This window comes from Escherichia sp. WS3063 (genome assembly GCF_046486595.1).
Classification (GTDB): Bacteria; Pseudomonadota; Gammaproteobacteria; order Enterobacterales; family Enterobacteriaceae; genus Escherichia; species Escherichia coli.
This window is the reverse complement of sequence record NZ_JBJQKY010000031.1, coordinates 49,574-61,039: the sequence shown is the minus strand read 5'-3', so window position 1 is coordinate 61,039 and position 11,466 is coordinate 49,574. Positions and strand designations below refer to the sequence as shown.

Annotated in this window: 9 protein-coding genes; 7 read left to right on the top strand and 2 right to left on the bottom strand. The window is 52.5% G+C overall.

Annotated elements, in window-relative coordinates; genetic code table 11:
• The first annotated feature begins 514 nt into the window (after nt 1–514).
• From lysO to ACJHYW_RS21940, 7 genes are all read left to right on the top strand, one after another.
• Entirely contained in the window at nt 515–1,414 is a 900-nt protein-coding gene (gene lysO / locus ACJHYW_RS21970; RefSeq protein WP_000491135.1) for an L-lysine exporter LysO, read from the top strand.
• Nucleotides 1,415–1,557: 143 nt separating this feature from the next.
• Nucleotides 1,558–3,210 (top strand): hydroxylamine reductase, encoded by a 1,653-nt coding sequence (gene hcp / locus ACJHYW_RS21965; protein WP_000458844.1) that lies wholly within the window; start codon nt 1,558–1,560, stop codon nt 3,208–3,210.
• Between the two features lie 11 nt (nt 3,211–3,221).
• A complete protein-coding gene (gene hcr, locus ACJHYW_RS21960) occupies nt 3,222–4,190 on the top strand; it encodes an NADH oxidoreductase (RefSeq protein ID WP_000178672.1) in 969 nt (322 codons plus the stop codon).
• Nucleotides 4,191–4,322: 132 nt separating this feature from the next.
• Nucleotides 4,323–6,041, top strand: coding sequence for a ubiquinone-dependent pyruvate dehydrogenase (poxB, locus tag ACJHYW_RS21955; protein ID WP_000815366.1), 1,719 nt, complete (start codon nt 4,323–4,325; stop codon nt 6,039–6,041).
• Between the two features lie 36 nt (nt 6,042–6,077).
• A complete protein-coding gene (gene ltaE, locus ACJHYW_RS21950; RefSeq protein ID WP_000566375.1) occupies nt 6,078–7,079 on the top strand; it encodes a low-specificity L-threonine aldolase in 1,002 nt (333 codons plus the stop codon).
• Between the two features lie 10 nt (nt 7,080–7,089).
• Complete coding sequence (locus ACJHYW_RS21945) at nt 7,090–8,520, top strand: SDR family oxidoreductase (RefSeq protein ID WP_001136541.1); 1,431 nt, start codon at nt 7,090–7,092, stop codon at nt 8,518–8,520.
• 98 nt (nt 8,521–8,618) lie between these two features.
• Complete coding sequence (locus ACJHYW_RS21940) at nt 8,619–9,632, top strand: NAD-dependent epimerase/dehydratase family protein (protein ID WP_001338420.1); 1,014 nt, start codon at nt 8,619–8,621, stop codon at nt 9,630–9,632.
• On the opposite strand, the gene amiD is transcribed toward ACJHYW_RS21940, so the two are convergent.
• Together amiD and ACJHYW_RS21930 are read right to left on the bottom strand one after the other, a co-directional pair.
• Nucleotides 9,629–10,459: an N-acetylmuramoyl-L-alanine amidase AmiD gene (gene amiD / locus ACJHYW_RS21935; protein WP_001255167.1), complete on the bottom strand. Its 831-nt coding sequence runs from the start codon at nt 10,457–10,459 to the stop codon at nt 9,629–9,631. The genes ACJHYW_RS21940 and amiD overlap by 4 nt on opposite strands.
• Complete coding sequence (locus ACJHYW_RS21930) at nt 10,456–10,779, bottom strand: heavy metal-binding domain-containing protein (RefSeq protein WP_001160731.1); 324 nt, start codon at nt 10,777–10,779, stop codon at nt 10,456–10,458. Before ACJHYW_RS21930 ends, amiD begins: the two co-directional genes overlap by 4 nt.
• Nucleotides 10,780–11,466: the final 687 nt, after the last annotated feature.

Genomic DNA, 11,466 nt, shown 5'->3' with positions numbered 1-11,466 from the left:
TTACAATAGCGTCAGGCCTCACCATTACAACGGTGGGTTGACGCCGGAAGAATCAGAGAACAGATACCGTTTTTACTGTAAAACCGTGGCCAATATTACTTGACCACTACAGATCGACACCATGAAGCTGAAAAACGTTCTTTGCCAGGTCGATACCAAGAGTTGATACTTTCATGTGGACGCTCCTAATTTTTCAGGACGTATTGCAACGATCCAGTCTGGTACTTTGATACCGTAAAATCTGGAGCGTCCATCTCATTATCCCTGTAAAACGCGCCCTCAGCCCACATCCATGTGGGCTGCCCCGCCCTTCAGGGAACGCCTCGGCGATTTTGACGCCACCAACACCGGTGCGGTTTGTAATTAAAGCGCAAGAACATCTTTAAATGAAAACGAATACTCTACTGCTCCTTATGCATAACATTTCCTTTTAATTGCAACTTTACTCGTCCTTCCGCTTTCAGTAGTGTGTCATCGCGCATTTCGACTTCATCTTTGCAAGGACTGGGTTTTCATGTTTTCTGGGCTGTTAATCATTCTGGTTCCCCTGATTGTGGGTTACCTCATTCCGCTTCGCCAAAAAGCTGCATTAAGAGTTATTAATCAGCTATTAAGCTGGATGGTTTACCTTATTCTCTTTTTTATGGGTATCAGTCTGGCGTTTCTCGATAACCTCGCCAGTAACCTGTTGGCGATTCTGCATTATTCTGCTGTCAGTATTACCGTTATTTTACTGTGTAATATTGCCGCCCTGATGTGGCTGGAGCGCGGCCTGCCATGGCGCAACCACCATCATCAAGAAAAACTCCCGTCGCGTATTGCGATGGCGCTGGAGTCGCTAAAACTGTGCGGCGTAGTAGTGATTGGTTTTGCCATTGGCCTGAGTGGACTGGCTTTCTTACAACATGCGACCGAAGCCAGTGAATACACCTTAATTCTGCTACTTTTCCTCGTCGGTATTCAGTTGCGCAATAATGGCATGACCTTAAAGCAGATTGTCCTTAATCGCCGGGGAATGATTGTCGCCGTGGTGGTAGTTGCCAGTTCATTAATTGGTGGTTTAATTAACGCCTTTATTCTTGATCTTCCCATCAATACCGCGCTGGCAATGGCCTCCGGTTTCGGCTGGTATTCTCTTTCCGGTATTTTATTGACCGAATCTTTTGGTCCGGTAATCGGGAGCGCGGCGTTTTTTAATGATCTGGCCCGTGAGCTGATTGCTATTATGTTGATCCCTGGGCTGATTCGCCGTAGCCGCTCGACTGCACTGGGCTTATGTGGTGCGACGTCGATGGATTTCACCCTGCCCGTTCTTCAACGTACTGGCGGGCTGGATATGGTCCCGGCGGCGATTGTTCACGGTTTTATTCTTAGCCTGTTAGTGCCGATCCTCATCGCCTTTTTCTCTGCATAATACCTCTCTGGCGGTAGATCCCTGCCGCCAAAATTGCGCTAAATCAATCTCCCCTAAAGTTGCATTAAAAATCTCTTTTATCCCCGCGTTAAGCGTCTTAACCTTAAACATGTATATTAAATATAACTTTAAAAGGTGTGATCATGTTTTGTGTGCAATGTGAACAAACTATCCGTACTCCGGCAGGAAACGGCTGCTCATACGCGCAGGGGATGTGTGGTAAAACGGCGGAAACCTCTGACCTTCAGGATTTACTCATCGCGACGCTGCAAGGGCTTTCGGCCTGGGCAGTGAAAGCACGTGAATACGGCATCATCAACCACGATGTAGACAGCTTTGCGCCACGTGCCTTTTTCTCAACCCTGACCAACGTTAACTTCGATTCTCCGCGTATTGTCGGCTACGCTCGTGAAGCGATTGCCCTGCGCGAGGCGCTGAAAGCACAGTGCCTGGCTGTAGATGCCAACGCCCGCGTCGATAACCCGATGGCTGACCTGCAACTGGTGAGTGACGATCTCGGCGAGCTGCAACGTCAGGCGGCGGAATTTACTCCCAATAAAGATAAAGCTGCGATTGGCGAAAACATTCTCGGCCTGCGTCTGCTGTGCCTGTATGGCCTGAAAGGTGCGGCGGCCTATATGGAACACGCACACGTTCTCGGTCAATACGACAACGATATTTATGCCCAGTACCATAAAATCATGGCGTGGCTGGGGACCTGGCCTGCCGATATGAACGCGCTTCTTGAGTGTTCAATGGAAATCGGCCAGATGAACTTCAAAGTGATGAGCATTCTGGATGCAGGCGAAACCAGTAAATACGGTCACCCGACGCCAACCCAGGTCAACGTCAAAGCGACGGCAGGTAAATGCATTCTGATTTCCGGTCACGATCTCAAAGATCTCTACAACCTGCTGGAACAGACCGAAGGCACGGGCGTTAATGTCTACACCCACGGTGAAATGCTGCCTGCGCATGGCTACCCGGAGCTGCGTAAATTCAAGCATCTGGTCGGTAACTACGGCAGCGGCTGGCAGAATCAGCAAGTGGAGTTCGCTCGTTTCCCTGGCCCCATCGTGATGACCTCGAACTGCATCATCGACCCAACCGTAGGCGCTTATGACGATCGTATCTGGACCCGCAGCATCGTTGGCTGGCCGGGTGTGCGTCATCTGGATGGCGAAGATTTCTCTGCGGTCATCGCCCAGGCGCAACAGATGGCGGGCTTCCCGTACAGCGAAATTCCGCACCTGATCACCGTGGGCTTTGGTCGCCAGACACTGCTTGGCGCAGCCGATATGCTGATTGATCTGGTGAGCCGTGAAAAACTGCGTCATATCTTCCTGCTTGGCGGCTGTGACGGCGCACGCGGCGAGCGTCACTACTTCACCGATTTCGCCACCAGCGTGCCGGATGACTGCCTGATCCTGACCCTCGCTTGCGGTAAATATCGCTTTAATAAACTTGAGTTTGGCGATATCGAAGGTCTGCCGCGTCTGGTAGATGCTGGTCAGTGTAACGATGCTTACTCAGCAATTATTCTGGCGGTAACGCTGGCAGAGAAACTGGGCTGCGGAGTCAACGATCTGCCGCTGTCGCTGGTGCTCTCCTGGTTTGAACAGAAAGCGATTGTCATTCTGCTGACGCTGCTTTCTCTGGGTGTGAAAAATATCGTCACCGGCCCGACTGCACCTGGTTTCCTGACACCAGACCTGCTGGCGGTGCTGAACGAGAAATTCGGCCTGCGTTCTATCACCACTGTTGAAGAAGACATGAAGCAACTGTTGAGCGCGTAAGGAGTTTGTCGATGACGATGCCAACGAATCAATGCCCGTGGCGGATGCAGGTTCATCACATTACGCAAGAAACGCCGGATGTGTGGACGATTTCCCTGATTTGCCACGATTACTACCCATATCGCGCCGGGCAATATGCACTGGTCAGCGTGCGTAACTCAGCGGAAACGCTGCGTGCTTACACCATTTCCTCCACGCCAGGCGTGAGTGAATACATTACCCTGACTGTGCGGCGGATTGATGACGGTGTCGGCTCCCAGTGGCTGACGCGCGATGTAAAACGCGGTGATTATCTCTGGCTTTCGGACGCGATGGGGGAATTTACCTGCGACGATAAAGCAGAAGATAAATTCCTGTTGCTGGCGGCAGGCTGCGGCGTTACGCCGATTATGTCGATGCGTCGCTGGCTGGCGAAGAACCGTCCACAGGCCGATGTGCAGGTGATCTACAACGTGCGTACGCCGCAGGATGTGATTTTCGCCGATGAGTGGCGTAACTATCCGGTAACGCTGGTGGCGGAAAATAACGTTACCGAAGGCTTTATCGCTGGTCGTCTCACTCGCGAACTGCTGGCAGGTGTCCCTGATTTAGCCTCACGTACCGTGATGACCTGTGGCCCTGCTCCATATATGGATTGGGTAGAGCAGGAAGTGAAAGCGCTCGGCGTGACGCGTTTCTTTAAAGAGAAATTCTTCACCCCAGTAGCGGAAGCGGCGACCAGCGGTCTGAAATTCACCAAACTGCAACCGGCACGAGAATTTTACGCCCCGGTTGGCACCACGCTACTGGAGGCGCTGGAAAGCAATAACGTTCCGGTTGTCGCCGCCTGCCGTGCAGGTGTTTGCGGCTGCTGTAAGACAAAAGTGGTTTCCGGTGAATATACGGTGAGCAGCACAATGACGCTGACCGACGCCGAAATCGCTGAAGGTTACGTGCTGGCCTGCTCCTGCCATCCGCAGGGAGATTTGGTTCTCGCATAATCGCCTGATGCCCGATGATATTCCTTTCATCGGGCTATTTAACCGTTAGTGCCTCCTTTTTCTCCCATCCCTTCCCCCTCCGTCAGATGAACTAAACTTGTTACCGTTATCACATTCAGGAGATGGAGAACCATGAAACAAACGGTTGCAGCTTATATCGCCAAAACACTCGAATCGGCAGGCGTGAAACGCATCTGGGGAGTCACGGGCGACTCTCTGAACGGTCTTAGTGACAGTCTTAATCGCATGGGCACCATCGAGTGGATGTCCACCCGCCATGAAGAAGTAGCGGCGTTTGCCGCTGGCGCTGAAGCACAACTTTCAGGAGAACTGGCGGTCTGTGCCGGATCGTGCGGCCCCGGCAACCTGCACTTAATCAACGGCCTGTTCGATTGCCACCGCAATCACGTTCCGGTACTGGCGATTGCCGCTCATATTCCCTCCAGCGAAATTGGCAGCGGCTATTTCCAGGAAACCCACCCACAAGAGCTATTCCGCGAATGTAGTCACTATTGCGAGCTGGTTTCCAGCCCGGAGCAAATCCCACAAGTGCTGGCGATTGCCATGCGCAAAGCAGTGCTAAACCGTGGCGTTTCCGTTGTCGTGTTACCGGGCGACGTGGCGTTAAAACCTGCACCAGAAGGGGCAACTACCCACTGGTATCATGCGCCACAGCCAGTCGTGACGCCGGAAGAAGAAGAGTTACGCAAACTGGCGCAACTGCTGCGTTACTCCAGCAATATCGCCCTGATGTGCGGCAGTGGCTGCGCGGGGGCGCATAAAGAGTTAGTTGAGTTTGCCGGGAAAATTAAAGCGCCTATTGTTCATGCCCTGCGCGGTAAAGAGCATGTCGAATACGATAACCCGTATGATGTCGGAATGACGGGATTAATCGGCTTCTCGTCAGGTTTCCATACCATGATGAATGCCGATACGTTAGTGCTGCTCGGCACGCAATTTCCCTACCGCGCGTTCTACCCGACCGATGCCAAAATTATTCAGATTGATATCAACCCAGCCAGCATCGGCGCGCATAGCAAGGTAGATATGGCGCTGGTCGGCGATATCAAATCAACCCTGCGGGCATTGCTGCCACTGGTGGAAGAAAAAACCGATCGCAAGTTTCTGGATAAAGCGCTGGAAGATTACCGCGACGCCCGCAAAGGGCTGGATGATTTAGCTAAACCGAGCGAGAAAGCCATTCACCCGCAATATCTGGCGCAGCAAATTAGTCATTTTGCCGCCGATGACGCCATCTTTACCTGTGACGTTGGTACGCCAACGGTGTGGGCGGCACGTTATCTGAAAATGAACGGCAAGCGTCGTCTGTTAGGTTCGTTTAACCACGGTTCGATGGCTAACGCCATGCCGCAGGCGCTGGGTGCGCAGGCAACCGAGCCGGAACGTCAGGTGGTCGCCATGTGCGGCGATGGCGGTTTCAGTATGTTGATGGGCGATTTCCTCTCAGTAATGCAGATGAAATTGCCAGTGAAAATTATCGTCTTTAATAACAGCGTGCTGGGCTTTGTGGCGATGGAGATGAAAGCCGGAGGCTACCTGACAGACGGTACTGAGCTGCACGACACCAACTTTGCCCGCATTGCCGAAGCGTGCGGAATTACGGGTATTCGCGTGGAAAAAGCCTCTGAAGTCGATGAAGCCCTGCAACGCGCCTTTTCCATCGACGGTCCGGTGTTGGTGGATGTGGTAGTAGCCAAAGAAGAGTTAGCCATTCCACCGCAGATCAAACTTGAACAGGCCAAAGGATTTAGCTTGTATATGTTGCGCGCAATCATCAGCGGACGCGGTGATGAAGTGATCGAACTGGCGAAAACGAACTGGCTAAGGTAAAAAGGGTGGCATTTCCCGTCATAATAAGGACATGCCATGATTGATTTACGCAGTGATACCGTTACCCGACCGAGCCGCGCCATGCTCGAAGCGATGATGGCCGCCCCGGTTGGGGACGACGTTTACGGAGACGACCCTACCGTTAATGCTCTGCAGGACTATGCAGCAGAGCTTTCCGGTAAAGAAGCCGCCATTTTTCTGCCGACCGGCACCCAGGCTAACCTGGTCGCTCTGCTCAGTCACTGCGAACGCGGCGAAGAGTATATTGTCGGTCAGGCCGCACACAACTATCTGTTTGAAGCCGGTGGCGCAGCGGTGCTGGGCAGTATTCAACCGCAACCCATCGACGCGGCTGCCGACGGCACGCTACCGCTGGATAAAGTGGCGATGAAAATCAAACCCGACGATATCCATTTCGCCCGCACCAAATTACTCAGTCTGGAAAACACTCACAACGGCAAAGTGCTGCCGCGTGAATACCTCAAAGAAGCATGGGAATTTACCCGCGAGCGCAATCTGGCGCTGCATGTGGACGGTGCGCGCATCTTTAATGCTGTGGTGGCTTACGGCTGCGAACTGAAAGAGATCACACAATATTGTGATTCGTTCACCATTTGCCTGTCGAAAGGTCTTGGGACGCCAGTCGGTTCATTACTCGTCGGTAATCGTGATTACATTAAACGTGCCATTCGCTGGCGGAAAATGACAGGTGGCGGGATGCGCCAGTCCGGCATTCTGGCTGCCGCCGGAATATATGCCCTGAAAAATAACGTTGCGCGCTTGCAGGAAGACCACGACAACGCTGCCTGGATGGCGGAGCAGCTGCGTGAAGCAGGCGCGGATGTGATGCGTCAGGACACCAATATGCTGTTTGTTCGCGTCGGGGAAGAAAATGCTGCCGCGTTAGGCGAATACATGAAAGCGAGAAACGTGCTGATTAACGCCTCGCCGATTGTCCGCCTGGTGACGCATCTTGACGTCTCGCGCGCTCAGCTGGCGGAAGTCGCCGCCCACTGGCGCGCATTCCTGGCGCGTTAAGGAGGGAGACGTGCCGCAACGCATTTTAGTTCTCGGTGCCAGTGGCTACATTGGTCAGCATCTGGTGCGAACACTCAGCCAGCAGGGGCATCAGATCCTGGCGGCGGCACGTCATGTCGACAGGCTTGCAAAGCTGCAACTGGCAAATGTCAGTTGCCATAAAGTCGATCTCAGCTGGCCGGATAACCTTCCGGCCCTGTTGCAGGATATCGATACGGTCTATTTTCTGGTGCACAGCATGGGCGAAGGCGGCGATTTTATCGCTCAGGAGCGCCAGGTGGCTCTCAACGTCCGCGATGCGCTACGTGAAGTCCCAGTTAAGCAATTAATCTTTCTCAGTTCGTTGCAGGCCCCGCCACATGAGCAGTCGGACCATCTGCGCGCCCGTCAGGCTACGGCGGATATTCTTCGTGAAGCGGGTGTCCCGGTGACCGAATTGCGTGCCGGAATAATCGTTGGTGCAGGTTCAGCGGCGTTCGAAGTCATGCGCGATATGGTCTACAACCTGCCAGTGTTAACGCCGCCACGCTGGGTTCGTTCACGCACCACGCCCATCGCGCTGGAAAACTTGCTGCACTATCTGGTGGCGCTGTTAGATCATCCGGCCAGCGAACATCGCATCTTCGAAGCCGCCGGACCAGAAGTGCTCAGTTATCAGCAACAGTTTGAACATTTTATGGCGGTGAGCGGTAAGCGCCGCTGGTTGATCCCCATCCCCTTTCCGACCCGCTGGATTTCGGTGTGGTTTCTCAATGTGATTACTTCCGTACCGCCCACCACCGCCAAAGCGTTGATTCAGGGGCTGAAACACGATCTGCTGGCAGATGACACCGCGTTACGTGCACTCATCCCACAACGGCTGATTGCTTTCGATGACGCGGTACGTCGCACCCTGAAAGAGGAAGAAAAGCTGGTCAACTCCAGCGACTGGGGATACGACGCTCAGGCCTTTGCCCGCTGGCGACCGGAGTACGGTTATTTCGCCAAACAGGCGGGGTTTACCGTTAAAACGTCCGCCAGCCTTGCGGCTTTATGGCAGGTGGTGAATCAAATCGGCGGTAGAGAGCGTTATTTCTTTGGTAATATTTTGTGGCAGACCCGGGCGCTGATGGACCGCGCGATCGGTCATAAGCTGGCAAAAGGCCGCCCGGAGCGTGAATATTTGCAGACCGGAGATGCGGTGGATAGCTGGAAAGTGATTGTCGTTGAACCGCAAAAAAAACTTACGCTGTTATTTGGCATGAAAGCGCCGGGGCTGGGACGACTGTGTTTTACCCTGGAAGATAAAGGTGACTATCGTACTATCGATGTTCGCGCATTCTGGCATCCGCACGGTATGCCAGGGTTGTTTTACTGGTTATTGATGATCCCCGCGCATCTGTTTATTTTTCGCGGAATGGCAAAACGAATCGCCAGACTGGCAGAACAAAGCACAGATTAATCGACAAAACCTGCGTTATTCTTTCATGTTTCCCATTGCATCATGGAGGAAATCACGGAAGAATGCGCACGTTATTTTCTCAACAACAGTGGATTGATATGAAGGTACTGGTTACCGGCGCCACCAGCGGCTTAGGTCGAAACGCGGTAGAGTTTTTATGCCAGAAAGGCATCAGCGTGCGAGCGACCGGTCGCAACGAGGCAATGGGTAAATTGCTGGAAAAAATGGGCGCAGAGTTTGTTCCGGCGGATCTGACCGAGCTGGTCTCATCACAAGCTAAAGTGATGCTCGCGGGCATTGATACGCTGTGGCACTGCTCCAGCTTTACCTCGCCCTGGGGGACACAACAGGCTTTCGATCTGGCTAACGTTCGCGCCACTCGCCGCCTGGGTGAATGGGCTGTCGCCTGGGGTGTGCGTAACTTTATTCATATCTCTTCCCCCTCCCTGTACTTCGATTATCACCACCATCGCGATATTAAAGAAGATTTTCGCCCTCACCGCTTCGCTAACGAGTTTGCCCGTAGCAAAGCAGCCAGCGAAGAAGTGATCAATATGCTTTCGCAGGCAAATCCACAAACGCGCTTTACTATTCTGCGCCCACAAAGTCTGTTCGGACCGCACGATAAAGTCTTTATCCCCCGTCTGGCGCATATGATGCACCACTACGGCAGCATTCTGTTACCGCACGGCGGCAGTGCGCTGGTCGATATGACCTACTATGAAAATGCCGTGCACGCCATGTGGCTGGCAAGCCAGGAAGCCTGCGATAAGCTACCTTCCGGGCGTGTGTACAACATCACCAACGGCGAGCATCGCACACTGCGCAGCATCGTGCAGAAGCTGATCGACGAGTTGAATATTGACTGTCGTATTCGTTCGGTTCCTTACCCGATGCTGGATATGATCGCCCGCAGCATGGAGCGTTTAGGCCGCAAGTCAGCAAAAGAGCCGCCGCTGACCCACTACGGCGTCTCCAAGTTGAATTTTGACTTTACGCTGGATATTACGCGTGCGCAGGAAGAGTTAGGTTATCAGCCAGTCATCACCCTGGATGAAGGTATCGAGAAAACTGCCGCCTGGCTACGCGACCACGGAAAACTGCCGCGCTAATCCTGCCCGTATTTCTCCAGCAACGCTTCGGCAATTGCCTGTGTTTCTGCATCCGCTTCGCCGTTGTATAACGTCGGGCGGAAATGCATCTGGAACGCCATAATCACGCGCCGCTGCTCGCGCGGTGTCATATCAGGTTTAACGTCATAACCGTAGCGCGCCAAAAGCTCCAGCAATGATGCGGTATCTACCGGTGTGTGCGGCGCGCGCCCGGCAAGGTAAAAGTTCACCCGCTGCGCATCCGGCCAGGCACCAATCCCCTGCTGCGCCAGTTGCTGCCAGGGAAATAATGGCCCCGGATCGTCTTTGCGCTGCGGGGCGATATCCGCATGTGCCACTACGTTTTCCGGCTTGATGTGATAACGGGCAATAATATCTTTCGCCAGTGGAATAAGCGCCTGAATCTGTGCCGGTTCAAACGGGGCAAAATATTTCACTCCGGCTGATTTCTGCCAGCCACGGTTTTCCAGCTCAATGCCAATAGAGGTGTCGTTAAGGCGCGTTGCCCCGCGCCAGGCGCTAATCCCCGCATGCCAGGCCAGTTCCTGTTCCGGCACCAGTTGCCAGATGCGCGGTTTACCGTTGTATCGCGGTGGCACCGCAGGGACCAGATAATGCGAGCTGACCTGCTTGTCGGTCAGTGTCGCCAGCGAGCTATCAAAATCATCTGCGGTGTAGTGGATAACCAGCACTTTAATGCGCGGATACGCCGCCTGCGCCTGGCGTCGGGTATCAAGCTGATATCCCTCTTTCTCGACAATGCCCTTTTCGCCGGCACACCCTGCCAGTAACAGAGCGGCGGCGACCAGCCAGAAGACTCTTCTCATCGACGCGTTTTCACCGCCGTACCGCTGACGCTAACCATCAGCATACTGCCGTTTTGCCCGACCGTTTCATAGTCGATATCAATACCGACTACGGCATCGGCCCCCAGCGCCCGGGCCTGATCGCCGAGCTCCTCAAAGGCGATCTCCCGCGCTTTACGCAATTCTTTTTCATAAGCCCCGGAGCGTCCGCCAACGATATCGCGGATACCGGCAAAGAAATCACGGAAAATATTGGCACCTAAAATCGCTTCGCCGGTCACCACACCGCAATATTCGACGATGGTCTGGCCTTCCAGAGTTGGGGTTGTAGAAAATTGCATGATCGATCTCCTTGTTTGTTAAGCCTTCGATCTCTAAAGCATTATCGGACTGATATGCCATGTTGGGAAGAAGGTTTTGATCAGTTTAGGAAATCATCTCATTGTGTCAAAAGCAGGTACATAAGCCTGTACAATTATCTGTTTCGTAACCGGATATTGGTTTTATTATGGAGCACCGCTTACCTGTCGTATTATGTAGTACCAGCAACATTAATGAGTGGGAAGAGTCAACTTATATTGTAAATGATTCCTAAAGTCTTCCCCATCTTGCGCCTGAGGTATATACCTCTGGATTGCTTTTTGGTCAGCCGCCGCAAAACAAGAAAGTAATAAGATCTCAATGCTTTTGTCATTAATATAAGCGAAGATCATTCTTGCAAATTCGTATATAAACGCCCGATCCTGAGCGCTTAATAGTTTAATACAATATTTATTTTTAAGAGAATAAAGTATTTCAAGGAAAGCATCCGCAGCAACCTTCACGTTATTACCGGCGATCATATTATATATATCTCTTGCACAGATAGAGTACAGAGATAGTAAACAGCCATACAAATAATCATTTATTAATTCTTTTGTCCATTTTACTGGCAACCATGGTTTTATCTTGACACCATGCATACTACAGTCATGAAAAAGACATTTACTGAAATTAACTCTTATCATATCAACATTGAAAAAATGGCA

Coding starts and splice junctions, on each gene's coding strand:
- lysO (WP_000491135.1), top strand. CDS start 515: ATGTTTTCTGGGCTGTTAATCATTCTGGTTCCCCTGATTGTGGGTTAC.
- hcp (WP_000458844.1), top strand. CDS start 1,558: ATGTTTTGTGTGCAATGTGAACAAACTATCCGTACTCCGGCAGGAAAC.
- hcr (WP_000178672.1), top strand. CDS start 3,222: ATGACGATGCCAACGAATCAATGCCCGTGGCGGATGCAGGTTCATCAC.
- ACJHYW_RS21940 (WP_001338420.1), top strand. CDS start 8,619: ATGAAGGTACTGGTTACCGGCGCCACCAGCGGCTTAGGTCGAAACGCG.
- ACJHYW_RS21930 (WP_001160731.1), bottom strand. CDS start 10,779: ATGCAATTTTCTACAACCCCAACTCTGGAAGGCCAGACCATCGTCGAA.
- amiD (WP_001255167.1), bottom strand. CDS start 10,459: ATGAGAAGAGTCTTCTGGCTGGTCGCCGCCGCTCTGTTACTGGCAGGG.
- ltaE (WP_000566375.1), top strand. CDS start 6,078: ATGATTGATTTACGCAGTGATACCGTTACCCGACCGAGCCGCGCCATG.
- poxB (WP_000815366.1), top strand. CDS start 4,323: ATGAAACAAACGGTTGCAGCTTATATCGCCAAAACACTCGAATCGGCA.